The sequence below is a fragment of the Arthrobacter sp. ZGTC131 genome (genome assembly GCF_002929275.1).
Taxonomy (GTDB): domain Bacteria; phylum Actinomycetota; class Actinomycetes; order Actinomycetales; family Micrococcaceae; genus Arthrobacter.
This window is the reverse complement of record NZ_PJIK01000008.1, coordinates 142,343-166,612: the sequence shown is the minus strand read 5'-3', so window position 1 is coordinate 166,612 and position 24,270 is coordinate 142,343. Positions and strand designations below refer to the sequence as shown.

The window sequence follows — 24,270 nt, the reverse complement described above, 5'->3', positions numbered from 1 at the left end:
GCGCAGGCTTCAGTACGTGAAGGTGCGGTCCAGCGCCTCAAGGATGCGGTCGATGTCCGGCAGGTAATCCTCTTCGACCTTTGCCACGGGGTACGGCATGTGGAAACCGCCCACGCGGATGACCGGGGCCTCCAGGGAATGGAAGGCGCGTTCGCTGATCCGTGCTGCGATTTCGCCGCCGATGCCGCCGAATGTGGGGGCCTCGTGGGCCACGATCAGGCGGCCCGTTTTCTTGACCGACGCTTCGATCGTGTCGAAGTCGATCGGCGAGATGGAGCGGAGGTCGACGACTTCGACGCTGCGTCCGTCTTCCTCGGCGGCGTTGGCGGCTGCAAGGGCCACGGGAACCAGCGGGCCGTAGACCACCACGGTGGCGTCGGTGCCCCCGCGGACCACGTGGGCCTTGAAGGGATCCTCGGCCAGGCCGGCCGCCCCGGTGTCCACCTCGCCCTTGAGCCAGTAGCGGCGTTTCGGTTCGAAGACGATCACCGGGTCCTGGCAGGCCACGGCCTGCTGGATCATCCAGTAGGCGTCGTGCGGGTTGGACGGGGTGATGATGCGGAGCCCGGCGGTGTGGGCGAACAGGGCCTCGGGCGACTCGGAGTGGTGCTCGATCGAGCCGATGCCTCCGCCGTAGGGGATGCGGATGACCACGGGAACGGTCAGGTTTCCGCTGCTGCGCGAATGCATCTTGGCCAGCTGCGTGGTGATCTGGTTGAAGCCCGGGAAGACGAAGCCGTCGAACTGGATCTCACAGACGGGCAGGTAGCCGCGCAGCGCCAGGCCGATGGCCGTGCCGACGATCCCGGACTCCGCGAGCGGCGTGTCGACCACACGGTCCGCGCCGAACTCGGCGATCAGGCCGTCGGTGACGCGGTAGACGCCGCCGAGCGGTCCGATGTCCTCGCCCATCAGGAGGGACTTCGGGTTGTTGCTGAGGGTGGCGCGCAGGCCCTCGTTGATGGCCTTGGCGATGGTCATGGTGGTCATCAGTTGCCTGCCCCTTCTGCAGCGTCCTCGCCGGCGAATCCCGCACTGTAGTCCTCGAACCAGGCCAGCTCTTCGGCCACAAGCGGATGCGCCTCCACGTACGTGTTGGCGAATGCCGTCCGGATGTCCGGGGCGTCCGATTCGTAGGTGGATTTGCGGATGTAGGCGGCGAGTTCGTTGCCGTCGGCAGTCACCTGCTCGAAGAAAGCGTCGTCGGCCATGCCCTCGGAGCGGAGGTACTTCTCCAGCCGCTCCAGCGGGTCCTTGGCCCGCCACAGCGCCTCTTCCGAGGACTCGCGGTACTTCGTGGGATCGTCGGCCGTCGTGTGCGCCCCGACGCGGTAGGTGAAGGCCTCGATCAACACCGGGCCGTTGCCCTGGCGTGCGTGCTCGAGGGCCCACTCCGTGACGGCGTGCACGGCGATGACGTCGTTGCCGTCCACCCGGATGCCCGGGAATCCGTAACCCTTGGCGCGGTTGGACAGCGGGATGCGGGTCTGCACGGCCGTGGGCACGGAGATGGCCCAGTGGTTGTTCTGGCAGAAGAAGACCACCGGCGCATTGTAGGAGGAGGCAAACACCATGGACTCATGGACGTCCCCCTCGGAGCTGGCGCCGTCACCGAAGTAGACCATGACGGCGGCCTTCGGCTCAGCCGTTCCGGACTCCGCCAGGCCGTTGGCCTCCGCGAGCCGCTGGTCGCGCTGGATCCCCATCGCGTAGCCGACCGCATGCGGGGTCTGGGCAGCAAGAACCAGCGTGTACAGGTGGAAGTTCGTGTCCTTGGGGTTCCAGCCGCCGTTGGAGATGCCGCGGAACTGCCGGAGGAGCTCGGCCAGATCCACGTTCCGGGTCAGGGCCACGCCGTGCTCACGGTACGTCGGGAAGATGTAATCCTGGGGCTGGCTGGCGCGGCCGGAACCGATCTGCGCGGCTTCCTGCCCGGTCAGTGGAACCCACAGCGCCAGCTGGCCCTGGCGCTGAAGCGCCGTGGCCTCCTGGTCGAAGCGCCGGATCGCGGCCATGTCCGCATAGAAGCCGCGAAGCTTCTCCGCGTCCAGCCGTTGGGCGTACTCGGAGAACACGGAGTCCGTGCCGAGGGTGCCGTCCGGCCCCAATAACTGGACCATCTCGGCCGCCGGCTCGCCAAGGGCGGCTTCGGCCTCCGCCTCGAGCTGGTCGTCCAACCCTGTTCCGTCGAACTCGGTGGAGGGCAGATGTGTGGCGCCCATACCGTCTCCTTGCTTGCCGCATCCGGATGCGCTGCAATGTCGCTGGGATATATGCCTCAAACGGAATGCATTCCGGGCGGGGCATATATTTCTGGCTTACTGTTCCTTACTTTATCCGGCGTAACCCCCAAGGGGCGTTTGTTAACCGCTAGGAACGCTGCGGGGGTTTTGTATAGATCGCACAGAGCTCGAGGAAGCGGGTGTTGGCCTCGGCCTCGCCGATGCTGACCCGGACGCCCTCGTTGCCGAAGGCACGCACGGACAGGGCGTGTTCCCCGGCCAGCTGGGCGAACTCGGTGCTGTTCTCGCCCAGATTCAGCCAGACGAAATTCCCTTGCGCCTCCGGAACGAACCAGCCGAGCTCCCGGAGGCCGGCCGTCACGCGGTCCCGCTCATCCACCAGGCTTTGTACCCTTTCTACAACTTGATCAAAATTCTGCAGGGACACCACCGCGGCCTGCTCTGCGATCTGGGACACGGCAAACGGCGTCGCGGCGACGCGCAAGTACTGGGTGAGTTCCGGCTGGGAGACGCTGTAGCCCACGCGGAGGCCGGCCAGGCCGTGCGCCTTGGAGAAGGTCCGGAGCACCACGACGTTCGGGTACTTCCGGTACATGCGGATGCCGTCCACGGCGTCTTCCGCCCGCACGAACTCCTGGTAGGCCTCATCGATGACCACCACCACATCCGACGGCACCGCGTTGATGAAGCGCTCCGTTTCCTCTGCTGTGAGGATGGGGCCGGTGGGGTTGTTCGGCGTGCACAGCAGGATCACCTTGGTGCGCACGGTCACGGCGGCCACCATGGCGTCGAGATCATGGCGGCCGTCCGGCGTCAGCGGAATCCGCACGCTCTCGGCTCCGGCGAGGCCGACAGAAATGGGGTAGGCCTCGAAGGAACGCCAGGCGTAGATCACTTCGTCGGCTTTGCCGTCGTCGTTCTGTCCGGCAAAGGTGGTCAGCAGTTGGTTGAGGGCCCCCAGGCTGCCGGCACCGGTGACGATGTCCTCGGCTGGCACGTCCAGGAAGTCGGCGAGCGCAGCCCGGAGCTTGGTGGTCAGGGGGTCCGGGTACCGGTTGAAGTCGGTCTGGGCCGCGATGGCCTCGGCCACGGCCGGAATCGGCGGCAGCGGGTTTTCGTTGGATGACAGTTTGTAGCTGGCCAGGCCGTCGACGGCGACGGGCGGTTTGCCTGCGGCGTAGCGGGGCAGCCGGTCAACGACCGGTCTCGGCCTGACGCTGCCCGCCGTGGTCTCTGATGAGGTCATGCCAACTAGCCTACTTCGCGGCACTCCTCTCCTGCGGGCCCTGCGCCGTTCACCAATATGTGGCCCCTTCGTCACCCAGCGCTGGTGGACTGGGGAACCCACGAGGACCAACCAGAAAGACACCACACGATGATGCGAAAACTAGCCGTGACCCTCTCTGCTGCCGCCCTGGCCGTCGCCAGTGTGCTCGCCGCCACCGCTCCGGCCACCGCCCAGGACGACGCAAACACGACCCGCCTGAGCGAGATCCGGGTCATGTCGTTCAACATCCACCACGGGGCCGACGGCGGAGATGTGCTCGACCTGGACCGGATCGCGCGCGAGATCGAATCCAGCGGGGCGCAGATTGTGGGCCTCCAGGAAGTGGACCGGCACTGGTCCGCCCGTAGTGCCTACCAGGATCAGGCGGCATGGCTGGCTGAGCGCCTCAACATGCACTACGCCTACGCCCCCAACCTGGATCTGGACCCGGAACCGGGTCATACGGACCGGCGCCAGTATGGCACGGCCGTCCTGAGCAAGTACCCCATCCTGAGTTCGGAGAACCACCTGCTCACCAACATCCAGTACGCGGAGAAGCCCACGGAGCAGCGCGGCCTGCTGGAGACGGTCATCAACGTCGAGGGCAACCACATCAGCTTCTACAACACCCACCTCGACCACCGACGCAGCGAGCAGCGCCAGCTGCAGGTCAAGGAAATCCTGGGCATCACCTCCGGATCCGGCCGGCCATCCCTGCTCGTGGGCGACCTGAATGCGATTCCGACGTCCACGGAGATGCAGCAGCTCATGACGCGGTTCACGGATGTCTTCGCAGCGCTCGGCCAGGACACGGACTACACCATGCCTGTGGAAAACCCCGTCAGCCGCATCGACTACATTCTGGGCCACGGCGACATCCGGCCCCGCTTCGCGGAGGTCCTTAGGACGACGGCGTCCGACCACCTGCCCATCATCGCCGACGTGTCCGTGGCGCAGAAGCCCAACGGCCTCGTTCGCTAGCTGTACTCGGCCTGGACTCGGCCCGTCCGGGACCACCCGGAACGCCCGGCGGAGCGGAACAACGCACCGCCGGGCGTTCGTCCGGGGGGCGCCTGCGTTCTTCAGGCCGGTGTGAAAGCATGGGCGCATGCGGTCTTTCATCGTGCGGGTCATCATCAACGGCCTGGCGCTGTGGGTTGCCAGCTGGATTCTGCCCGGGCTGGAGATCTCGACGTCCGCCACCACGGAGGCGGTGGCGAAGTCGGGTGTCAGCCAGGGAACCGATGCGGTGGGCGTCATCCTGGCCTACCTGTTCATCGGCCTTATTTTCGGGCTGGTGAACGCCTTCGTGCGGCCGGTGATCAGTTTCCTCTCCCTCCCCATCACCATCCTCACGCTGGGGCTATTCACTATCGTGATCAACGCGGCCATGCTCTACCTGACGTCCTGGATCAGCAGCAACACGCCGGTGCATTTCACCATCGACTCCTTCTTCTGGACCGCCGTACTGGCCGCTATCATCATCACCATCATTTCCCTCGTGGCCGACAGGCTTCCCGGCGCCCGTCGCCGCTAGCGGCGCGGACCGGCACAACACGGCGCCGGCGGCGGCAAAGACGGCCGCCGGACAGACAGCCCGCCGCGGAATCCGCGCTACCGGCCGCCGGGCGGGCGGACGTCCGACCATTCCGCACGGCGCCCAGCCACGTCAGATCGACCGGATTCCTGCGGCTTCGGAGCGCGGACCAGCTGGAAGCGCGTGGCGGTAGCCGCTCCGCCGGCACCCACGACGCCAGCAAGAGCGGCGGTGGACGCCACGAGGGACGGATCGTTGCTCGCCGCCACCGCCCGTGCCCCGGCCTCATAGTTGGTCAGCCTGTGGCCTGGCCCCAGACCGGGGTCCACCCCCACAGGCGTCAGCACCCGGTTCTGAAGCGTGACGGTGACGCGGTCCCGGGTGTCCGGGCTGGGCGCCCCGTCCGCTCCCGGAACCCAGTCCTGCCGGTGCTCCAGATGGAGGCTGCTGATCCCGGGCTCCGGGTTGATGCCGCCTATCGGTGACCCTGCCGTCAGCACGTACTTGAGGTCGAATTCCGCGAGGAACGCCTTGTCCTGGCTGAGGTTCATGGCGTGGATTCCGCCCTGGCTGTAGCCGACGGCCACCACCTGGGCGCCCGCCTCCGCGCCTGCCTGCCGGAGGGAGTCCCGGATCGCGGCACTCGTGTGTGCAGAGCCGTAGCCCAGGCCTTCGGCGATGCCGTGCTCGTCGAAGGGGTTCGGACCGCCTGCGTCACCCGGCTGGGTGCCGGGGACGATGACGACGAACGCCTCCTGGCCGCCGTGTTCCGTCCTGATGACCTCGATCCTGCCGCGGCCGTCCTCATCCACACCTTTGGCCCTGGCCAGAAGACCGGCAGGAGAGGCGTCAAGGGTGATCTCCATCGTCGAGGTCGCCGTCGCCGAAACAGGGCGGGGCCTGAGGTGGGGCATCACACCGCCGGCAAGCATGCGGACGACATCGGGGACGCCGGATCCCTTCATCCCGGTGGCTGCCGCCATGGTGACGGCACCGAGGACGGCCTGAGAATTCACCCCTAGCAGGGCCATGATGACCAGGTAGTTGCCCGTCAGCCCTTCCATGCTGTCCCGGTTCAACAGCCTGCTGAAGTCCGCGCGGAAGGGTTCACCAAGTCCGCCCAGATGCAGGTCCGTCAGCTGGGCCGGTAGGAGCCTGAGAGCATCGGTTCCGGAGCGGAGGTTGCCCCGGCTTCGTTGTTCGGCGACTTCATAGTCCCGCTGGCATGCCTGAACCCGGGTTGCCATGTCCTGCAGTTCCTCGCGCACAGCCGCGACCGCCCGCCGCCCTTCCCAAACGGCCGTAACCGCTTCGGTCCCGCTGGACGGCGGATCGTTCTGGTAAGAGCCCAGTTCCGTCCAGACCCGGTGGGCGTCAAGCTCCACGGATGCCAGGTCCCTGGCGAGGCCGTCCAGCTCGACCGCACCTGCTGCGAGCTCCTCCAGCTGGAAGGCGATCCCGCCCACACCGCCGCGGACCGAAAGAGCTGTGTCCGGGGCTGGCTCGACCGGCCGCGGCGGGCCTCCGCTTCCGGGCGGGATCAGTGCAGCCATCAGAACCCGCCGGCCGCAGTCCGCGGAGAGGACAAGGACACATTGTGGGCGTGCCTTCGCACGGACGCTGCGGCCGAGTCCATCTGCTCCCCGGCCCGGCGCAGGGCTGCGGCGTGCCGACCTGCGCTTTCCCGGTAGGCCCTGCCCGCCGGCGACTGCCACTCTGCCAGCTGCAACCGCGATAGCCGGGCAAGCACCTCGTCAAGCCGTGCCGCGCACGCCTCCACGCGCCCCGCCAGCAATTGGACTTCAAAGCTGCGCGACGAACACGCCGCGGCGTCAGCCGCTGTGACGCTGGCCCTCATCCGGTTACTCCTCCCCCTTTTGCCGTACCCGGCATCCGACCGGTCTTCCTCCCGGCCACGACGCTACGGACTCCGGCAGCGCACCGGAACGGCCGCCGTCGGCTATGTGGAAAGGTGTCCCCGGCAACGGCTGTTGGGGAGAAGTCACAACCGACCGCCAGCTTCAGCGGCCGCTGGAGTTCATGAAAGAATCAGGGCATGCCTGAAACTGCCGCCACAGCTGACACCCGTACGCCCTCCGGACGCCTGGCCCTCGCCGCGTCGCCGGAAAAGATTGCGCTCGGCCCGCTGGACGGCCGCTACCAGCCCGCCGTCGCACCCCTGGTGGACTACCTGTCCGAGGCCGCCCTCAACCGCGACCGCGTCGCCGTCGAGGTGGAGTGGCTCATCCACCTGACCAGCAACAACGTCCTCCCCGGCGCAGGCCCCCTGACCTCTGAGCAGCAGGAGCAGCTCCGCAGGATCGTCACGGAATTCGACGCCGCCTCCGTCGCGGAACTTGCCGACATCGAGGCCGTCACCGTTCACGACGTGAAGGCCGTGGAGTACTACATCGGCCGCCGGCTGCCGTCGATCGGCATTGAGCACCTCACGGCCATGGTGCACTTCGGCTGCACCTCGGAAGACATCAACAACCTCTCGTACGCCCTGGGTGTCAAGGGAGCTGTGGAGGACGTGTGGCTGCCCGCCGCCAAGGCGCTCGTGGCCCAGATCAGCAAGATGGCGGAAGAGAACCGCTCCGTGCCCATGCTGTCCCGCACGCACGGCCAGCCCGCCACGCCCACCACACTGGGCAAGGAACTCGCCGTCATCGCCCACCGCCTCACACGCCAGCTGGACCGCATTGCCAGGACCGAGTACCTCGGCAAGATCAACGGCGCCACCGGCACCTACGCCGCCCACGTGGCCTCCGTCCCGGGCGCCGACTGGCAGCAGGTTTCCAAGTCGTTCGTCGAGGGCCTGGGCCTGACCTGGAACCCGCTGACCACCCAGATCGAAAGCCACGACTGGCAGGCCGAGCTTTACGCCGACGTGGCCCGCTTCAACCGGATCCTGCACAACGTCTGCACGGACATCTGGAGCTACATCTCGATCGGCTACTTCGCGCAGATCCCCGTGGCCGGCGCCACCGGCTCCTCCACGATGCCGCACAAGGTCAACCCGATCCGCTTCGAAAACGCCGAGGCCAACCTGGAAATCTCCTCGGGGCTCCTGGACGTGCTCGGCTCCACGCTGGTCACGTCCCGGTGGCAGCGCGACCTCACGGACTCCTCCAGCCAGCGCAACATCGGCGTGGCGTTCGGCCACTCGCTGCTGGCGATCTCCAACGTGGCCAAGGGCCTCGACCGCCTTGACGTGGCAGAGGACGTGCTGGCCGGCGACCTCGACACCAACTGGGAAGTGCTGGGCGAGGCGATCCAGATGGTCATGCGCGCAGAGGCGATTGCCGGCGTCGAAGGCATGGAGAACCCCTACGAGCGCCTCAAGGACCTCACGCGCGGCCAGCGCGTGGACGCTGCCCGCATGCAGGAGTTCGTCCAGGGCCTGGGGCTCTCGCCGGAGGCGGAAGCCCGGCTGCTGGCGCTGACGCCCGGCAAGTACACGGGCATCGCCGACCAGCTGGTGGACCACCTCAAATAAGTACGACGGCGGTGCCGGGCTTCGCTGCCCGGCACCGTTTCCGTTACCCGGCAGCTTCCGCGGAAGCGCCCCGCTCACCTTCACGAAGACGAAAAGGAATGCGAACCATGAAGCTCCTGCTCATCCGCCACGGAGAGACCCCCGGAAACGTGCTGGGGCAGCTGGACACGGCGCACCCCGGCCCCGGCCTGACCGAGCTGGGCGAACGGCAGGCCGAGGCGTTGCCGAGGGCGCTCGTGAATGAGCCGATCAACGCGCTGTATGCCTCCACCCTGCTCCGGACCCAGGTCACGGCCAAGCCGCTTGGCCGCGAACTCGGGCTGGATGTCGAGGTGCTGGACGGGATCCACGAAATCGAGGCGGGTTCCCTCGAAAAGCTCACGGACCATGAGGCCCACCGCCGGTACATGACCACCGTCTTCGCCTGGGCCGCCGGGGACTTCGACCGGCGGATGCCCGCCGGCCCCGACGGGCACGAGTTCTTTGAACGCTATGACGCCGCCATCGCAAAGGTGGCCGCCGACGCCTCGGACGCGGGCGCAGTGGCCGTCGTGAGCCACGGTGCCGCCATCCGCGTCTGGGCCGGCCTCCGGGCGGACAATATCGACATGGAATTCGCCGCCAGGCACGTCCTGGCCAACACCGGCATCGTGGCGCTGGAAGGGGATCCCGACGCCGGCTGGCAACTGATTCATTGGGATGCCAGCCCGGTGGGCGGCCTGGCTCTGGCAGATCCCACCGCGGAGGACCCGATGGGGCGGTCCGCCGGGTAGCTCCCGCACCGCCGCGGCACTGTTCTCGAGGCGCTTACCCGCAGGAAACACCGCGGTAACGGCGCGCTCCTAGGCTTGATCTGCATAACCCTTCGGCGAATCGAGGCAGAGATGCAGACCAACCCCAGGCTCAACATCAGGAAAGTCAGCTGGAGCAACCCTGTGGGTGCGGACCTGCGGGCGGCCCAGCAGGCGGAGCTCGACGCCCGGTTCGGGCGCGCCGACCACGAGCCGGGGCCGAAGCCGTCCGAGGTGGACACCGCGGTGTTCCTGGTGGCGTACGACAAGGGTTCCGGGCAGCCCGTGGGCTGCGGCGGTCTCCGGCTGCTCGATTCGCAGACTGCCGAGATCAAGCGCCTGTACGTACTGCCCTACACGCGCGGCTCGGGCGTGGCCAGCTCGATCCTGGCGGCCCTTGAGGCGGAGGCGTTCGCGCAGGGCATCACCCGCGTCACGGCCGAGGCCGGGTCCGCCCAGCCCGACGGGCGGAACTTCTACCAGAACTCCGGCTTCGAGCCGGTGCCCAACTTCGGCCCGTACATCGGCGTCGAACACTCGTACTGCTACGCCAAGAGCATCGATTCGCACAGCGCGGCGCACACGGCCATGGCCTGAGCCCCCTCTTCCGCCGACAACCGGCTTGGCCCGCGTGACCGGCCTCGGCCGCGTGTGCGGGGCAGGGCCGCCGTCACACTCGGAGCCGGGCCGCCGCCGTCGACTAATCTCTCGGTATGGAAACTAAGGACATCACCTTCCGCACCCGCAAGTGGGTCAGGCCCGAGGACCTGAACGCCAACGGCACCCTGTTCGGCGGAAGCCTGCTGAAGTGGATCGACGAGGAAGCCGCGATCTACGCCATCCTCCAGCTCGGCAACGGCCGCGCCGTCACCAAGTACATCTCCGAGATCAACTTTGTCAGCTCGGCCGTGCAGGGCGACCTGATCGAGATGGGGCTGACCGCCACGCGCTTTGGCCGCACCTCGCTGACCATGCGGGCAGAGGTGCGCAACATGATCACCCGCCGGAGCATCCTCACCATCGAGGAGATCGTGTTCGTGAACCTCAGCCCCAACGGCAAGCCGGAGCCGCACGGCTACACGGAAATCACCTACGACCGTGACCGCATCCCCACGCATCACCTCACCGAGACGCTCGAGCAGGACTGACGGGCCGCCGTCGTCCGCCTCAGCTCGCGTCACCGGCCCCGCCCAGCTTGACCGGCCCGCCCAGAGCCATTCGTGCGGGTGAGGGCCGCGTGTATGTGGACGGCCGACGGCGGCTGCCGGACTTAGCGGGCAGCCAGCCCGAGCAGGCGGTCGCGGAGCGGCTGGGCGTGTTCGGTGAGCGCCAGGCCGGTCATGGCCGAGGAAGCAACCCGCAGCAGCTGCGTCCGGACCACCCTCTGCCGGTTGTAGGCCCTCAGTGCCTCGCCCATTGGCTGCGCGTTCAGGAGTTCGGCCAGGTTGGCGGCGTCCACGATGGCCTCACAGGCTCCCCGCCCAAGGTTGGGAGTCATCCCGTGCGCGGCGTCGCCGATCAGGACTGCGCCCGGCCGGACAAAGCTGCCGAGCGTCGGAACAGTCCAGATCCGCTGGGCGAGGGTGGATTCCGGCGCGGCCTTCGCCAAGACGCGCCCGATGGCGGGGGCGCTTCCGGCGAACCGTTCCCGGGTCCGCTGCAGCGCCTCGGCGGCGTCAATTCCGGCCGGCCCCAGGTCCGAACGGAACGACGCGTACCAGTAGGTCCTCCCGCCCGACGCCGGCGTGATGCCGAACAGCTGTCCGCGGCCCCAGTATTCGCCGCCCGCATCCGGGGCGATCGGCTCGGCGAGGACGCCCCGCAGGGCGAGGTACGGCGTCAGCTTGGCCGCGGCCCGCTTGCCCCAGAACGTGCGGCGGACCACGCTGTGCACGCCGTCGGCGCCCACCAGCAGCCCTGCCGCCAACGGGCCCGACGCCGGCACGTCGTCCACCCGGCCTGCCACCCGCTGCACGGCGTGGGGAACGGCGGCATCAAGGATCATGAGGAGATCAGCCCGGGAAACTCCGAGGACCCCGCGCACCTCCGGCGAACCCCACGCATTTCCGGCGCTGTCCCGCAGGGCCATGCCGCCGAACCCGGTGCTTGCTGCGCGGACGTCCGGCAGGATGCCGAGCAGTGCCAGGGCGGCCTGCGCTTCGGGCCACATGGCCAGAGAGGTTTCCACGGGCGGCACGCCGGGACGCTGCTCATGGAGTGTGACGTCGAAGCGCTGCGGATCGAGACCGGCGGCGAGCGCCAGGCCGGCGATGCCGCCGCCGATGATGGTGATGGGGTCCATGGACCGATGTTAAGCCCGACGGCGGTTGGCCGGCTTCTGCGGCCGGGGTGGGTGCGGACTGCCTAGGCGGACGGCCAACCGGTGTAGGCCTCGGCGAGATAGGCCTGGCCGTGGCGTGAGGAGACCACGGAGTTGAGTTCGCCGAGCTGCCGCGCCCGGGAGAAGTCATCGGCATCCACCGGGGTGTGCAGCATGGACGTCATCCAGTAGGAGAACTGCTGCGCCTTCCAGACCCGGTCAAGGGCACGGTCGCTGTACGAATCGAGGAGCGCGGTGGAGCCCGACTTGTAGAAGCTGTCCAGGCCCTCGAACAGCACCTTGACGTCGTGGATGGCGAGGTTCAGGCCCTTGGCGCCCGTGGGCGGGACCGTATGGGCGGCGTCCCCGGCCAGGAAGAGTTTGCCGTGGCGCATGGGCGTGTGCACGAAGCTGCGGAACTTCAGCACCATCTTGTCGATGACCGGGCCCTCCTTCAGTTCGAAGCCGTTTCCGTTCGCCCGGCTGCGGAAGGCGTCCCAGATCCGTTCCTCGCTCCAGTTGTTCACGTCCTCGTTCGGGTCGCACTGGAAGTACATCCGCTGCACGGTCTCGGTGCGCTGGCTGATCAGGGCGAAGCCGTTGGCCGAGTTGGCGTAGATCAGCTCGTCCGAGCTGCGCGGGGCCTCGGCGAGGATGCCGAACCAGGCAAAGGGGTACTCGTGGAAGTACCACTTGCGGTGCGCCTCGGGGATCTGCAAGCGGCAGTGGCTGCGGGAGCCGTCGGCGCCGGCGATGAAGTCGGCCTGCAGCTCGTACTCCGTGCCGTCGGCGTCCGTGAACCAGACTCTGGGCTTGGCCTCGATGTCGTGGACCGTGGTGTCCGTGACGCTGTAGCGGACGTCGCCGCCGTCGGCCTCCCGGCGTGCGGCGAGGTCCATGAAGACGTCCGTCTGCGGATACAGCCAGACCGACTCCCCCACAAGGTCCTTGAAGTCGATGCGGTGGCTCTCGCCGTTGAACCGCAATTCGATGCCGTCGTGCCGGTCGCCGTCGCGCAGAACCCGGTCGGAGACGCCGCTGTCCACCAGCATGTTGACGGTGCCGTGTTCCAGGATGCCCGCCCGGACTGTTTCGGAGATCTCCTGGCGGCTGCGGATTTCGATCACTGTGGACTCGACGCCGGCCTTGGCCAGAAGATGGGACAGCATGAGTCCGGCGGGGCCGGCGCCGATGATGGCAACCTGGGTGGTGATGACCTTGCGTGCTGGCATGACGTTCCTCGCTTCGTCGCGGGGCCCTCGGCTTGGGGGACTGGGGCCGGAAGTTCGTTCTAGCTAACAGTGTGCGCCGGGCGGTATGTCGGGCGTTACATGGATTCCATTCAACGGAAATCGGGGCCGGTGGCCGACTCGCCAAGCCTGCGCCCGATCCCCCTCGCTGCCGTCTGCAGCGCCGGCACCAGCGCCTGCATCCGCATCTCCCGCAAGGGAACGACGACGCCGAGGGCCGCAACCGCCCGCTTCTGGCCATCCAGCACGGGAACCGCGATGCCCCACGTGTCCGGATCGATCACCCCGGCCAACTGCGCATAGCCCTCTCGGGCCGCTTCACCCAGCAGGGCGCGCAGGTCCTCCGGAGTCACCTTTCCGGCGGGATCGGAGAACTGTTCCAGGTATTCCGCCTGGACGGACCTCGGCTGGTGTGACATCAGGGCCAGTCCGGCCGACGACACGTGCACGGCCATGCGGCCGGCAATCTGCGCTCGGTTCGCCACGGAGCCGCGTCGGGAGAGCCGTTCCACGAAGAGAGCTTCCCAGCCATCCAGAACGGCGAGGTTTACGTTCTGGTTGAGCACGTGCTGAATGTCCTCCATGAAGGGCATCGCGGCCTGGCGCAGCGCGAGGGTCGGTGAATTGCGGTTGACCAGCTCCCACAGCCGCAGTCCCAGCCGCACCGAACCTCCGGCCCCGGCTTCGAGGAGACCATGGGCTGCCAACTGCCTGACCAGCCGGTGCGCCGTGGTCAGGGGAAGCCCTGCGCGGTCCGCCAGCTCCGTAAGTTGAAGGGCGGTGACGCCCTCCGGGAAGGCTGCAATGAGGCGCACCACCCTGTCCACCACGGAGTCGCCGGAGGTTGAGTTGGCCACAGCACCCGCTTCCGTTCAATGGTTTTTGTTGTCACAGATTACACCCGCGAGTGATACAACTCTCATGTCGAAACGTCCCCGCGGTCCATTCGGCCGCCAACACGCCTTGCCGGTTCGGCTGCCGGATGTCACTCCGAACAAATGTGCTCGGATCAGCTGGCCGCAGCGGCCTCCATTCATGAACAGTTCTCCAAACCCGAACAATGAGGTTCCCATGTCAACGCTTTCAGTTGCCCGCCGTTCCCAGTGGCCCGTTTGGCTGTGTTGGCTGGCCATGGTGCTGGACGGATTCGATTTGGTGGTGCTGGGCACTGTCATTCCCACCCTGATCAAGACCCAGGACCTTGGCTTCGACGCTGTGGGGGCGACGTATGCGGCCACGATCTCCCTGGTGGGCGTGGGCATTGGGGCGCTCTTTATCGCGCCGCTCTCGGACCGCTTCGGACGCCGCCGGCTGCTGGTTGCCTGTGTGGCCTGGTTCTCCCTCTTCACCCTCGCTGTGGTTTTCGCGCCCAACGTCGCCATGTTCGGCATCTTCCGGCTCCTCGCGGGCGTGGGACTCGGTGCCTGCCTGCCCGCCGCCCTTGCCTACATGAACGACTACGCCCCCGCCGGCACGGCAGGTAAGTCCACCACCCGGACCATGACCGGCTACCACGTGGGCGCCGTGGCCACCGCGTTCCTGGCCATCCTGGTGGTGCCGGACTGGCGGATCATGTTCGTGGTGGGAGGAATCGCCGGGTTCGTGCTGGTGCCGTTCCTGTGGTTCCGGCTGCCGGAAACCCTGCCGCCCGTCCACGCCGAACGCGGGGCCGAAGCCAACCGCGCGGAGAGTGAACCCGCGGAAACCCACCATGCCGGGTCCGCCCGGGCGCACCGACCCATCGCTGTGCCGGCGGCCGAGCCCGAGGCCGCGCCCGCATCGCTGGTGGCTGCCGACCAGGCCGGCGAGCGGGCCAGCTTCCGCGACCTCACCCGCAAGCCGTATCCGCTGGTCGCCCTGGGAATTGCCGTGGCATCGTTCATGGGGCTCCTGCTGGTGTACGGCCTGAACACCTGGCTGCCGCAGCTCATGTCCTCCGCCGGGTATACCGTCAGCACGGGCCTGGTCCTGCTGCTGGTGCTCAACGTAGGCGCCGTGGTGGGTCTGATCGTGGCCGGCATCCTCGCCGACAAACATGGCACCAAGAAGATCGTGCTCCTCTGGTTCGGCCTGTCCGCGCTCTTCCTTGCCGTCCTCAGCATCAAGATCCAGAGCGAATTCCTTCTCAACGCTGCCGTGTTCGTGACCGGCGTCTTCGTCTTCAGCTCGCAGGTCCTCGTCTACGCCTGGGTCAGCCAGCTCTTCCCGGCCAGGCTCCGCGGCACGGCCCTCGGCTTCGCGGCGGGCGTGGGGCGGCTCGGCGCCATCATGGGACCGGCCGTTACCGGGACACTCGTGGCCGCCGGCATCGCCTACCCGTGGGGCTTCTACGTCTTCGCAGCCGCCGCGCTGCTGGCGGTACTGGCCCTGGTGACCGTCCCCCACGCGATCGCGCCGGCACCCGGCCAACCGTCCGACGTCGGGCGTTCCTAGCGGCGCGCACTGGCGACCGGCTGAGTCCCTTTTAGGGCGACCCTCCCCCGCATGACCGGCCCCGGCCAAGGCCGGTCAGGCGGGCCAAGGCCGGTCAGGCGGGCCCAGGCCGCTTTAGTGGTGCGGGTAGGCGTCCACCACAACCGCTTCGAAGGTGGTGGCATTCGCGACGCCAAATTTCGCGTTGACCACGGCGAGGGAGTCATGGAAGAGGGCGGCCGTCGTCGGAACGTTGAAGTCCGGGCTGGTGATGACCTCCCTCACGGTCCCGGTCGACTCATCGAAGTTGACACGGATGCGGCTCACCTGGTTCATGAAGTTCTGGACCACCCAAACGACGCCGTCCTTCACCACAAGACCGTCGGCGTTGGGCACAGTGATCCCGCCGATTTTCGTGCTTGCCCCGGTCCGCGGGTTGACTGTGTACAGGGCCTGGTTGGCGGAGTGGGCCACCACCAGCCTGCGCGCGTCAGGGGAATAGGCGATGCCGTTGAGGTTGAAGGCTCCGGGCAGTCCGGCCGCCGGGCCTTTGAGCGCCAGCGTGCGGACGTTGCCGAGGTCGCCGTCGTCGTCCACGGGCACGAAGTACAGCTCGGCCTGCCGGGAGTTGGTGAACCAGGCGCCGTCGTTGGTCAGTGCGACGTCGTTGATGAACGCGGCCTTGTCCGTCAGCTGGTAGGTCTTGACCGTCTTCTTGGTCTCGGTGTCATAAACGTAGGCCTGGCCGGTGGGGCCGCCGGCCACGAACAGCAGGTCGTTGCGGGTATCGGCCTTGAGACCGACGGCAACCCTGCCGTCGGGCGCGTCGATGAACTTCTTGGCCGTGTCCTTGTGGATATCGCCGCGGTAGATGTCCCCCGTGACGAGGTCGCCCGCGTAGAAGGTGCTGCCTTCGCCGGCCGTGATGCCTTCGGCGCCCTTGGCTCCGTCCAGCAGGATGACTTCGGATTCGTCTTCGGACTGTGCCTGCCCGGCCGATGCGACGGGTGCCGGGATCAGGAGGGCGGCGAGGGCAACTAACCCTGCGGCCGCACGGCGGCGTGTTTTTCCTGAAACTAATCTGGGATGCATGATGCTCTCCGGAATCGACTCTTCCGTGCGCGCTGGCCGTTGTACGGGGCTCCGCACGCTGGTCTTTTCAGTGTAGGTACGTCGGTGAGGGGCTGGCCATAGCGCCGCGGAACAGGCTTCAGGCGCCGGCCGGAAATCTTCCCGAGATCGGAACGCGGGGGCAACGCGCCCGTAACAGCTGCCCGGCAGGCTGGCATCATGAAGCCTCAAGCACCCTCCCCTGCCACGGCTGAATTAAGCTGCGAGGTCTGCGGCCAGATGCCCGAGCCTCCCAAGACCCGCCTCACGGTGGCGAATGTCGCCGTCATGCTCCCCATCGAACTGCTGGTGCACGCCCTCGTGGTCCAGACCCACCTGCCGTACCTCGCCAAGGTCCTGGTGCTCACGCTCACCGCCACCGTCCTGGTGATCTGGGTGGCCGAACCGTCCGCGGCACGGATCCTGCGGCGCTGGCTCCACGCACCCGCGCTGCGGCATCGCCGCCGGCTCGGTGCGGCCCCCGCCCTGTGGCGGGCCAGGACCGTGCTGCGCGACCAGCCAGGTTCGCTGAAGAAGATCACCCGGTCCTTGACGCTGCTGGACACCAACATCCTCAGCATCCACGTCCATCCCGTCCGGGGCGGCGTCATGGATGAATTCGTGTTGTCCGCTCCGGGTGAAGTGACCGAGCGCCAGCTCCTTGAGGCGCTCAAAGACGGCGGCGGCCGGCAGCCGCACGTCTGGCCCACCACGGCGCTGGCCATGGCCGACGGGCAAACGAAGGCCCTGAGCCTGGCGGCACGGATCGCCGCCAGCCCGCAGGAGCTCCCGCTCGCTGTCGCGGAACTGCTGTCCGCACGGATCCTGCCGGCGGACAGTGAAACCGCCCGCCATCCGGCCGAAACGAACGACGCCGGGACCGTCCTCAAGATCCCCACCGCCTGGCACGGCCCCATCACCTTCTACCGCCCCGGCGAACCGTTCACACCCGCCGAATCTGCCCGGGCGCACCGGCTCGCGGAGCTCGCCGAGATCCTCGCCCACGTGCCCGCCGACCCCCGGACCGGCAGTTCGATCCCGCCGTGATGCGCGCAGCGGCCCAGCTGCTCGCGACGGCGGACGTGGACGTCATCGCTTGGAACGGCACCTCGGGATCGTGGCTTGGCGCGGACCACGACCGCGAACTGGTCCGTGAAATCGGAGACGCCACCGGCATCCCGGCCACCACGTCCACGCTCGCGTACATGGCGGCCTTCAAGGCCTTCGGCACCGAGCGGATCGGCCTGTTCACCCCGTACACGGAGGACGTCAACCAGGCCATCGTGGCCTCCTACGAGCGGGACGGCATCAAGACCGTCGGCCAGCGCTGCCTGGGCCTGAGCGACAACGAATCCTTCGGCCGGGTCACGGACGACGAGATGCGCCCCGGCTCGCTGGCATTGGCCGCCGCCGCGACGCCCTGATTTACCTCTGCACCAACCTGTACGGCGCCAACATCGCGGCGGAGATCGAGGCCGGCACCGGCGTTCCGGTGCTGGACTCGGTGGCCGTGACCCTGTGGCACTGCCTGAAACTTGCCGGGTCCCCCTTGCTCGCACCGAGGTGGGGCCGGCTGCTCGCGGACTGATTGAGCCCGCAGGCCCTGCCAATCCCCCAAGGCACGGTCGCAGCCCAGGCAAGGCAGACGGCGGGGGCCCGCCCACTGGGAGCGGGCCGCCGCCGTCGAACTACATGCGGATCTTGAGCGCCCCGGGATCCACCCTGACGCTCAGGTGCTTTCCGGTCCCCACATGGTCGCCGTCCAGCTGGAACTCCTGCCCGTGGTGGAGGGTCACCTCGGCCGACTTGCCCTGGAAGTACTCGGCGGACTGGGTGCGGTTCTTACGGCGGCCGAAGATGCCCTTCACCACCCCGAGCCAGCCGAGCCGGCCGCGGGGCGCGAGGATGAGGACGTCCAGGACGCCGTCGTCCGCCTTCGCCTCGGGAAAAATTTCGATGCCGCCCATGATCCGCCCGCAGTTGCCGATCATCACGCTGCGGATCCTGCGCTTCACCGGATGCCCCCCGTCAACCGTGATGGTGGCCCGCACCGGCTTGCCCGGCAGCTTACGGATGCCGGCCTCCACGTAGGCGAGCCAGCCCATGCGGTCCTTGAGCACGTCCACGGTGTCGGCCATGATCGCGGCGTCGTAGCCCACTCCGGCCATGACCAGGAAGACGTTCTCGTCCTCGGACTGGTCAAACCTGCTCCTGACCACGTCCACGGTTCGCTCCGTGCCGTTTAGGACGTCATATGCGGCGGAAACGGGGTCGGCAATTTCCGCGCCCATGTTGCGCGCCAGCAGGTTGCCGGTCCCCAGCGGCACGAGTCCCAGCGGCGTGTCCGTCCCGGCCAGGACCTCCGCGACGCACCGCACGGTACCGTCGCCACCGGCGGCAATGACGACGTCGACCCCCGCGTCCAGCGCCTGACGCGCCTGGCCGACGCCCGGATCCTCTACGGTCGTTTCCAGCCACAGCGGCTCGGCCCAGCCCTGCGTATCGCAGAGCCTGACCAGGGAAGCGCGGAGGTCGGAACCCACGGCCTTGGCGGGGTTGATGACAACGGCGGCCCGTTTCGGCGCGGAGTCGTTTTTGGCTGTCATGGTGTCCTTCGACTGCAGTGGGGAGGTTGAGGCGGGAAATCACATCGTAGCGCCGTTCGCCGGCTACCCGTAGTGGTCCGGCAAGACACGGCTGGCTGGCAATGGCATCCTCAGAGCGCCTTCACGGCCCCGAGCACCTTCGTGAGGGACTCCTTCGCGTCGCCGAACAGCAGCGTGGTCTGCGGCTCGTACATGAGTTCGTTTTCGATCCCGGCGAATCCTGGCCGGAGGGAGCGCTTGAGGAACACCACCTGCCGCGCATCGGCCACCTCGAGGATCGGCATGCCGTAAATCGGCGAACCGGCGGACGTCTTGGCCGCGGGGTTGACCACATCGTTGGCGCCCACCACCAGTGCGACGTCGGCGGTCCGGAATTCGGAGTTGATCTCGCCCATCTCCTTGAGCGATTCGTAGGGCACGTTGGCCTCGGCGAGCAGCACGTTCATGTGGCCCGGCATGCGCCCCGCCACGGGGTGGATGGCGAAGTCCACGCGGATGCCGCGGGCCTCGAGTGCCAGCGCCAGTTCTGCCGCTGTGTGCTGGCCCTGCGCCACGGCAAGGCCGTAGCCGGGCACAATGATGACCCGCTGCGCGTAGCCCAGCAGCACCGCCACGTCCTCCGCGCTTGACGAGCGCACGGGTCGGTCGCTCACTGCCGTGGATCCCGCCGTCGAATTTCCCCGGAACGCCCCGAACAGGATGCCCGCAACGCTGCGGCCCATGGCCGCGGCCATGGCACGGGTGAGGATGGTGCCCGAGGCGCCCACCAGCGTGCCCGCCACCACCAGCAGCACGTTGCCCAGCACCAGGCCCGAGGCCGCGACGGCCAGGCCGGTGAACGCGTTCAGCAGGGAGATGACGATGGGCACGTCCGCGCCGCCGACGGGCAGCACCAGCAGCACGCCGGCCAGCAGTCCCAGCACTAGAAGCACCAGGGCCAGTGCGAGCGAACCCCCAAGAACGACGGCGGCACCGGAACCCACCGCCGCGAGCAGTACAACCCCCATGAGCACGGGCAGCCCCGGGAACACCACGGGCCGGGTGGTCATCAGCTCCTGCAGCTTCGCGAAGGTGACGGCGGAGCCAGCGAAGGACACCGCGCCCACCAGCAGCGTGAAGACGACGGCGAGACGCATCCAGCCGTCGTCGGCATGCGGAAGCTCAAGCAGTGCCACAAGGGCTGCGGCCCCGCCGCCCACGCCGTTGAAGAGGGCCACGAGCTGCGGCATCTGCGTCATCTTGACCCGCCGGGCCACGGGCGCGGCCACGCCGGACCCCACCGCAATGGCCCCGAGGATCCACGGGACGTTGTCCAGCCTGACCGAGAAGAACACGGTGACCACGGCGAGGAACGCCCCGAAGGCGCCGATCAGGTTGCCGCGCCGGGCTGTGCGGGGCGAGTTGAGGCCCTTGAGGGCGAGAATGAAGAAGACGGCGGCGGCGAGGTAGAGCAGCGAAGTCAGGGTGGGATCGAGGAGGGTCACCGGACGCTCCCCTCGCCCTCAGGCGCCTTGCCTTCGCGTGAGATGCCGCCCTGGGACTTACTGACCTGTGACTCGATGCCCTGCGCTTTGCCGCCCTGGGACTTGCTGACCTGCGCGTGGCTGCGGGAGGGCGTCTCCGGTCTTTCCGCCGCACCCCGGCGGCCGCGGAACATCTCCAGCATGCGGTCCGTCACCACGAAGCCGCCCACCAGGTTGGCGGTGGCGAGGACCACCGCGAGGAGCGCCACGGCGAGCACCCAGGGATGAGTGGCCTGGCCGGCAACGATGATGGCGCCCACCAGGATAATGCCGTGGATGGCGTTGGCGCCGGACATCAGCGGGGTGTGCAGTGTGCTGGAGACCTTGGAAACCACTTCGAAGCCGACGAAGACGGCCAGCACCGTGATGGTCAGGAGGCTGATGCCGTCCATCACGCCACGCCCTCGTTCTCGGACGCCTTCTCCCCGGAGAGCTCGCTCTTCGGGGGCGACGCCGGTTCGGGGACCGCCTGTTCGGCGGGCGACTGTTCGGGAGCCCCCTGTTCAGGGGCCGCCGTCTGCCCGGCAAGCGACGCGAGCGCCTCCGCCGTCGGCGCATGCCGCACCACGCCGTCGTGCGTCAGGCAGGCGCCCGCCACGACGTCGTCGTCGAAGTCGGGCGAGACGGTGCCGTCGCGGGTCATCAGGGCGAGCAGGTTGGCCACGTTCTTGGCGTAGAGTCGCGAGGCGTCGGCGGGCATGGCGGACGGGGCGTCCTTCAGCCCCACGAGGGTGACGGCACCGTGGCCGTCGGCGGTGGGGACGTGGATGTCCCGGCCAGGCATGGACCCCTCCACGTTGCCGCCGGATTCCGCGGCGAGGTCGACGACGACCGATCCGGGGCGCATGCCCTGCACCATGGAGCGGGTCACCAGGAGCGGGGCGCGCCTGCCGGGGACGGCCGCCGTCGTGATCAGCACGTCGGCGTCGGCGACATGCGGCGCCAGGAGCTCACGCTGCAGGGCGCCGCGGTCCGCGCTGAGTTCACGGGCGTAACCGCCCGACGCCTCCGCCGTCTCAAGATCGAGTTTGATGAACGTGCCGCCCATCGAGGTGACCTCTTCGGCCGACGAGGGCCGGATGTCGTTGGCCGAGACCCGCGCGCCGAGCCTCTTGGCGGTGCCGATGGCCTGCAGTCCGGCCACGCCGACGCCGAGCACCAGCACCCTCGCCGGCGGGACCGTTCCGGCGGCCGTCATGAAGAGGGGGAAGAAGCGCGGCAGCCGGATGGCGGCCTCGAGCACGCAGCGGTAGCCGGCCACCAGCGCCTGCGAGGAGAGCGCGTCCATGGACTGCGCGCGGGAGATGCGCGGCACCAGCTCGAGGGCGAAGGACGTCACGCCGCCCTCGGCGAGCGCCTGGACGGCGGCCAGCTCGGTCGACGGCGAGGCCAGGCCGACGGTGACGGCGCCCCACTTGAGGGACCGGGCGGTTGCGGGGTCGATCGGGCGGACGTGGGCCAGGACGTCCAGTTCTGCCGGGTCAAGGTCCGGGACGATCTGCGCTCCGGCCTGGCGGTAATCCTCGTCGCTGTGCCCGGCGGCCGCGCCTGCCCGCGATTCGACCAGCACCTCAAGGCCCAGCCCGGCCAGCTGCTGCACGGTTTCCGGCGTCGCAGCCACCCGCCGCTCACCCTCCCGGCGCTCCCTCGGTATTCCTAGCCTCACCCGCCACTCCCCTTTCGGACGAACGCAGCTGCGGCGCCTGCCTTGTTGCCGTACTGGCGGGGCCTGCCGTTCTGGCGGGCTTGCCGTTCTGGCGGGACCCGGCGAGCGGCGCTGCTGCACATGGTTGGCTTGAGTCTATGACCCAGCGGGGCTGTGCGGCAGTAGGGCGGGCGCAACAGACCGGACCCGCCGGGCCCATTCCGGGTGACCGGGCTGCCGGCTACGTTCCGTCGCGGTACCTGACGGTGCTGTTGCGGCCGTACTGCTTGGCCCGGTAGAGGGCTTGGTCGGCGCGGTCCATCAGGTGCGCCTTTCCGGCGTCGGCCAGTTCGCAGACACCGGCAGAAATGGTGAGCGCGCCGATGCCCGGAAACGGAGCGGTCGAGATCGACCGGCGGGCCCGTTCCGCCGCCTGGACGGCGTCCTCGCCGCCGGTTCCGGGAAGCATCCAGACGAATTCCTCGCCGCCCAGGCGGGCAAGTACCTCGCCCTTCCGGGACGTGTCCCGGAGCCGTGAGGCCACTTCGATGAGCACTTCGTCGCCTGCCGGATGGCCGAACGAATCGTTGACCTTCTTGAAGCTGTCAATATCGAGGACAACGAGGCTCAGCGGGGCCCCGCTGGTGTCGGCGGCCTCAAGCTCCCGGGCCAGGCGGGACTCGAAGGCACGCCGGTTGAGGAGCCCGGTCAGCGCATCGGTGCTGGCCTTGTGTTCCAGCATCTCCCAGGCCTCGGTGTTTCCGATGGCGATTTCCACCAGTTCCGCGAACTCCGCCAGCCTGTCCAGCATGGATCCGGACACCCCGTCCCTGGCACGGGAGGTCAGCACGATGGCGCCCCACAGCTCCCCGTGCACCCGGATGGGGGCGGCCGCACCGGCCCGGAAGCCGCCGGCAAAAAGCTGCTCCCCGACGGGACCTCTCCCGGGTTCGTACGCCACTATCGCGGGTTTCCCGGTGAACGCGACCGTAGCCGCTGCGGACGTGTCCCCCGGCGCGAATGTCTGGACCCGGTCCACTTCCGCCGGCAGGCGCGGTGCCATCGCGACGATGTCGGCTGACCTGGATCCCGTGAAACGGACCACGGCCGCTGAGTCCACGGCGAACAGGCGCTGCAGGATCGCGGCGACCCTCACGGAGATGTCCAGCGGGGCGGCGCTGCGCGCCACGGCGGTCGCTATCTCATGCAGTGCGGCCCAGGTCCGCTCGCGCTGGAGCCGGTCCGTGATGTCAACGGCCACCACCATGCCCGCAGAGATCCCGTCCGCCGCGTCCACAGGTCTTGCGGTAAGGCTGAACGTCCGCTGCCCGATCTTCCGCGTCCAGCCCACTTCCTCCCCCGCCAGCGCGGCACGGTAGCGCGGCTCAAGCTCCGCGGCGAGTTCCGGGCTGAGCACCTCGTGGATTGTCCGGCCCTCCAGCTCGGCGGGCGCGTGGCCGAAGGCGGCGAGCTCCTGGCCTTCGGCGATGATGTACCGGAGATCGGCGTCGAAGAGCAGGACGAACACGCTCGGAATGCTGCTGGCGAGCGCCCGGTAGCGTGAGGCGTCGCGATGCTCCCGGCGTTCGGCCAGCACCCTGTCGGTGATGTCGGTGACCATGACGAAGAAGCCCTGGACCTGGCCGTCCTGCACGTCCGGCATGTAGGAAATCTGGGCCTGTCGCGTCTGGCCCGATGCGTTGACAATTGTCTGGCCGAACAGCTGCTGCTTGCCGGCCAGGACGCCGGCGAGGTACGACTGGTTCTCCCGGAACGCCTCCTCGCCAACGACGTCGCGCATATGGAGTCCGCGGATCTGCTCCGGCGTCCGGCCGATCCAGCCGACGTACGCATCGTTGGCAAACCTGCTCCGCAGCTCCCGGTCCCAGTAGCCGATCATTGCGGGAAGACTGTTGAGGACCGCTGATATCTGCCGGGCCGTCGCGGCAACCGGGGCGGACGGGTCGCCGTCGGTAGGTTCTGATTGCCGCTTATCCACCCAACCAATAGTCACAGCCGGGGCCCGCGCCGACAATCTCCCACACCGGGGAACGCGGCCCGATCTGC

At 68.3% G+C, this 24,270-nt stretch carries 23 protein-coding genes; 9 read left to right on the top strand and 14 right to left on the bottom strand.

Annotated elements, in window-relative coordinates:
• Positions 1 to 9: 9 nt before the first annotated feature.
• From CXQ90_RS12115 to hisC, 3 genes are all read right to left on the bottom strand, one after another.
• Positions 10 to 990, bottom strand: a complete 981-nt coding sequence (locus CXQ90_RS12115) for an alpha-ketoacid dehydrogenase subunit beta (RefSeq protein WP_104139423.1) — start codon at positions 988 to 990, stop codon at positions 10 to 12.
• Complete coding sequence (gene pdhA / locus CXQ90_RS12110) at positions 990 to 2,222, bottom strand: pyruvate dehydrogenase (acetyl-transferring) E1 component subunit alpha (RefSeq protein WP_104139422.1); 1,233 nt, start codon at positions 2,220 to 2,222, stop codon at positions 990 to 992. Before pdhA ends, CXQ90_RS12115 begins: the two co-directional genes overlap by 1 nt.
• Positions 2,223 to 2,370: 148 nt before the next feature.
• Positions 2,371 to 3,489: a histidinol-phosphate transaminase gene (gene hisC, locus CXQ90_RS12105; protein ID WP_181038541.1), complete on the bottom strand. Its 1,119-nt coding sequence runs from the start codon at positions 3,487 to 3,489 to the stop codon at positions 2,371 to 2,373.
• Positions 3,490 to 3,618: 129 nt separating this feature from the next.
• On the opposite strand from hisC, the gene CXQ90_RS12100 reads away from it, so the two are divergent.
• Positions 3,619 to 4,491, top strand: a complete 873-nt coding sequence (locus CXQ90_RS12100; protein WP_104139420.1) for an endonuclease/exonuclease/phosphatase family protein — start codon at positions 3,619 to 3,621, stop codon at positions 4,489 to 4,491.
• Between the two features lie 127 nt (positions 4,492 to 4,618).
• Positions 4,619 to 5,047 (top strand): phage holin family protein, encoded by a 429-nt coding sequence (locus tag CXQ90_RS12095; protein ID WP_104139419.1) that lies wholly within the window; start codon positions 4,619 to 4,621, stop codon positions 5,045 to 5,047.
• A gap of 77 nt (positions 5,048 to 5,124) precedes the next feature.
• On the opposite strand, the gene CXQ90_RS12090 is transcribed toward CXQ90_RS12095, so the two are convergent.
• Positions 5,125 to 6,600 (bottom strand): hypothetical protein, encoded by a 1,476-nt coding sequence (locus tag CXQ90_RS12090; protein ID WP_181038540.1) that lies wholly within the window; start codon positions 6,598 to 6,600, stop codon positions 5,125 to 5,127.
• Positions 6,600 to 6,905 carry a hypothetical protein gene (locus CXQ90_RS12085; RefSeq protein ID WP_104139417.1) on the bottom strand — a complete coding sequence of 102 codons (306 nt, stop codon included), beginning with the start codon at positions 6,903 to 6,905 and terminating at the stop codon, positions 6,600 to 6,602. Before CXQ90_RS12085 ends, CXQ90_RS12090 begins: the two co-directional genes overlap by 1 nt.
• Positions 6,906 to 7,103: 198 nt before the next feature.
• On the opposite strand from CXQ90_RS12085, the gene purB reads away from it, so the two are divergent.
• The 4 genes from purB to CXQ90_RS12065 all read left to right on the top strand — a co-directional run bounded on the left by purB (position 7,104) and on the right by CXQ90_RS12065 (position 10,485).
• Positions 7,104 to 8,546, top strand: a complete 1,443-nt coding sequence (purB, locus tag CXQ90_RS12080) for an adenylosuccinate lyase (RefSeq protein ID WP_104139416.1) — start codon at positions 7,104 to 7,106, stop codon at positions 8,544 to 8,546.
• A gap of 107 nt (positions 8,547 to 8,653) precedes the next feature.
• Positions 8,654 to 9,319: a histidine phosphatase family protein gene (locus CXQ90_RS12075; RefSeq protein ID WP_104139414.1), complete on the top strand. Its 666-nt coding sequence runs from the start codon at positions 8,654 to 8,656 to the stop codon at positions 9,317 to 9,319.
• Positions 9,320 to 9,430: 111 nt separating this feature from the next.
• Positions 9,431 to 9,934, top strand: a complete 504-nt coding sequence (locus CXQ90_RS12070) for a GNAT family N-acetyltransferase (RefSeq protein ID WP_104139412.1) — start codon at positions 9,431 to 9,433, stop codon at positions 9,932 to 9,934.
• Between the two features lie 116 nt (positions 9,935 to 10,050).
• Positions 10,051 to 10,485 (top strand): acyl-CoA thioesterase, encoded by a 435-nt coding sequence (locus CXQ90_RS12065; RefSeq protein WP_104139411.1) that lies wholly within the window; start codon positions 10,051 to 10,053, stop codon positions 10,483 to 10,485.
• A 122-nt stretch (positions 10,486 to 10,607) separates the two neighbouring features.
• On the opposite strand, the gene CXQ90_RS12060 is transcribed toward CXQ90_RS12065, so the two are convergent.
• The 3 genes from CXQ90_RS12060 to CXQ90_RS12050 form a co-directional block, all read right to left on the bottom strand.
• Positions 10,608 to 11,639: an FAD-dependent monooxygenase gene (locus tag CXQ90_RS12060; RefSeq protein ID WP_104139409.1), complete on the bottom strand. Its 1,032-nt coding sequence runs from the start codon at positions 11,637 to 11,639 to the stop codon at positions 10,608 to 10,610.
• Between the two features lie 62 nt (positions 11,640 to 11,701).
• Positions 11,702 to 12,889, bottom strand: coding sequence for a 4-hydroxybenzoate 3-monooxygenase (locus tag CXQ90_RS12055; protein WP_104139408.1), 1,188 nt, complete (start codon positions 12,887 to 12,889; stop codon positions 11,702 to 11,704).
• A 110-nt stretch (positions 12,890 to 12,999) separates the two neighbouring features.
• Entirely contained in the window at positions 13,000 to 13,764 is a 765-nt protein-coding gene (locus CXQ90_RS12050; protein ID WP_104139406.1) for an IclR family transcriptional regulator, read from the bottom strand.
• A gap of 214 nt (positions 13,765 to 13,978) precedes the next feature.
• Between CXQ90_RS12050 and CXQ90_RS12045 the strand changes: the two genes are divergently transcribed.
• On the top strand, positions 13,979 to 15,340 hold the full coding sequence (locus CXQ90_RS12045) for an aromatic acid/H+ symport family MFS transporter (RefSeq protein ID WP_104139405.1): 1,362 nt from the start codon (positions 13,979 to 13,981) through the stop codon (positions 15,338 to 15,340).
• A 114-nt stretch (positions 15,341 to 15,454) separates the two neighbouring features.
• On the opposite strand, the gene CXQ90_RS12040 is transcribed toward CXQ90_RS12045, so the two are convergent.
• Entirely contained in the window at positions 15,455 to 16,411 is a 957-nt protein-coding gene (locus CXQ90_RS12040) for an SMP-30/gluconolactonase/LRE family protein (RefSeq protein WP_104139403.1), read from the bottom strand.
• 198 nt (positions 16,412 to 16,609) lie between these two features.
• On the opposite strand from CXQ90_RS12040, the gene CXQ90_RS12035 reads away from it, so the two are divergent.
• Entirely contained in the window at positions 16,610 to 17,476 is an 867-nt protein-coding gene (locus CXQ90_RS12035; protein ID WP_104139402.1) for an amino acid-binding protein, read from the top strand.
• Positions 17,476 to 17,853: a hypothetical protein gene (locus CXQ90_RS12030; protein ID WP_258064514.1), complete on the top strand. Its 378-nt coding sequence runs from the start codon at positions 17,476 to 17,478 to the stop codon at positions 17,851 to 17,853. The genes CXQ90_RS12035 and CXQ90_RS12030 overlap by 1 nt, the downstream gene beginning before the upstream one ends.
• A gap of 264 nt (positions 17,854 to 18,117) precedes the next feature.
• Here CXQ90_RS12030 and CXQ90_RS12025 read toward each other — a convergent pair whose 3' ends face one another.
• The 5 genes from CXQ90_RS12025 to CXQ90_RS12005 all read right to left on the bottom strand — a co-directional run bounded on the left by CXQ90_RS12025 (position 18,118) and on the right by CXQ90_RS12005 (position 24,202).
• Entirely contained in the window at positions 18,118 to 19,035 is a 918-nt protein-coding gene (locus CXQ90_RS12025) for a diacylglycerol kinase family protein (RefSeq protein ID WP_104139400.1), read from the bottom strand.
• A 110-nt stretch (positions 19,036 to 19,145) separates the two neighbouring features.
• Positions 19,146 to 20,519, bottom strand: coding sequence for an NAD(P)(+) transhydrogenase (Re/Si-specific) subunit beta (locus CXQ90_RS12020; RefSeq protein ID WP_104139399.1), 1,374 nt, complete (start codon positions 20,517 to 20,519; stop codon positions 19,146 to 19,148).
• Positions 20,516 to 20,950 (bottom strand): NAD(P) transhydrogenase subunit alpha, encoded by a 435-nt coding sequence (locus CXQ90_RS22935; RefSeq protein WP_258064509.1) that lies wholly within the window; start codon positions 20,948 to 20,950, stop codon positions 20,516 to 20,518. Before CXQ90_RS22935 ends, CXQ90_RS12020 begins: the two co-directional genes overlap by 4 nt.
• Complete coding sequence (locus tag CXQ90_RS12010; protein WP_104139397.1) at positions 20,950 to 22,224, bottom strand: Re/Si-specific NAD(P)(+) transhydrogenase subunit alpha; 1,275 nt, start codon at positions 22,222 to 22,224, stop codon at positions 20,950 to 20,952. Before CXQ90_RS12010 ends, CXQ90_RS22935 begins: the two co-directional genes overlap by 1 nt.
• A 220-nt stretch (positions 22,225 to 22,444) precedes the next feature.
• Positions 22,445 to 24,202 (bottom strand): diguanylate cyclase, encoded by a 1,758-nt coding sequence (locus CXQ90_RS12005; protein ID WP_146068892.1) that lies wholly within the window; start codon positions 24,200 to 24,202, stop codon positions 22,445 to 22,447.
• Between the last annotated feature and the right edge of the window lie 68 nt (positions 24,203 to 24,270).

What these genes read in the sequence shown, in the direction of transcription:
- CXQ90_RS12095 (WP_104139419.1), top strand. Translation starts at nt 4,619, where the DNA reads ATGCGGTCTTTCATCGTGCGGGTCATCATCAACGGCCTGGCGCTGTGG.
- CXQ90_RS12055 (WP_104139408.1), bottom strand. Translation starts at nt 12,889, where the DNA reads ATGCCAGCACGCAAGGTCATCACCACCCAGGTTGCCATCATCGGCGCC.
- CXQ90_RS12040 (WP_104139403.1), bottom strand. Translation starts at nt 16,411, where the DNA reads ATGCATCCCAGATTAGTTTCAGGAAAAACACGCCGCCGTGCGGCCGCA.
- CXQ90_RS12090 (WP_181038540.1), bottom strand. Translation starts at nt 6,600, where the DNA reads ATGGCTGCACTGATCCCGCCCGGAAGCGGAGGCCCGCCGCGGCCGGTC.
- CXQ90_RS12030 (WP_258064514.1), top strand. Translation starts at nt 17,476, where the DNA reads ATGCGCGCAGCGGCCCAGCTGCTCGCGACGGCGGACGTGGACGTCATC.
- CXQ90_RS12100 (WP_104139420.1), top strand. Translation starts at nt 3,619, where the DNA reads ATGATGCGAAAACTAGCCGTGACCCTCTCTGCTGCCGCCCTGGCCGTC.
- pdhA (WP_104139422.1), bottom strand. Translation starts at nt 2,222, where the DNA reads ATGGGCGCCACACATCTGCCCTCCACCGAGTTCGACGGAACAGGGTTG.
- CXQ90_RS12115 (WP_104139423.1), bottom strand. Translation starts at nt 990, where the DNA reads ATGACCACCATGACCATCGCCAAGGCCATCAACGAGGGCCTGCGCGCC.
- CXQ90_RS12065 (WP_104139411.1), top strand. Translation starts at nt 10,051, where the DNA reads ATGGAAACTAAGGACATCACCTTCCGCACCCGCAAGTGGGTCAGGCCC.
- CXQ90_RS12075 (WP_104139414.1), top strand. Translation starts at nt 8,654, where the DNA reads ATGAAGCTCCTGCTCATCCGCCACGGAGAGACCCCCGGAAACGTGCTG.
- CXQ90_RS12035 (WP_104139402.1), top strand. Translation starts at nt 16,610, where the DNA reads ATGAAGCCTCAAGCACCCTCCCCTGCCACGGCTGAATTAAGCTGCGAG.
- CXQ90_RS12070 (WP_104139412.1), top strand. Translation starts at nt 9,431, where the DNA reads ATGCAGACCAACCCCAGGCTCAACATCAGGAAAGTCAGCTGGAGCAAC.
- CXQ90_RS12060 (WP_104139409.1), bottom strand. Translation starts at nt 11,639, where the DNA reads ATGGACCCCATCACCATCATCGGCGGCGGCATCGCCGGCCTGGCGCTC.
- CXQ90_RS12025 (WP_104139400.1), bottom strand. Translation starts at nt 19,035, where the DNA reads ATGACAGCCAAAAACGACTCCGCGCCGAAACGGGCCGCCGTTGTCATC.
- CXQ90_RS12085 (WP_104139417.1), bottom strand. Translation starts at nt 6,905, where the DNA reads ATGAGGGCCAGCGTCACAGCGGCTGACGCCGCGGCGTGTTCGTCGCGC.
- CXQ90_RS12045 (WP_104139405.1), top strand. Translation starts at nt 13,979, where the DNA reads ATGTCAACGCTTTCAGTTGCCCGCCGTTCCCAGTGGCCCGTTTGGCTG.
- CXQ90_RS22935 (WP_258064509.1), bottom strand. Translation starts at nt 20,950, where the DNA reads ATGGACGGCATCAGCCTCCTGACCATCACGGTGCTGGCCGTCTTCGTC.
- purB (WP_104139416.1), top strand. Translation starts at nt 7,104, where the DNA reads ATGCCTGAAACTGCCGCCACAGCTGACACCCGTACGCCCTCCGGACGC.
- hisC (WP_181038541.1), bottom strand. Translation starts at nt 3,489, where the DNA reads ATGACCTCATCAGAGACCACGGCGGGCAGCGTCAGGCCGAGACCGGTC.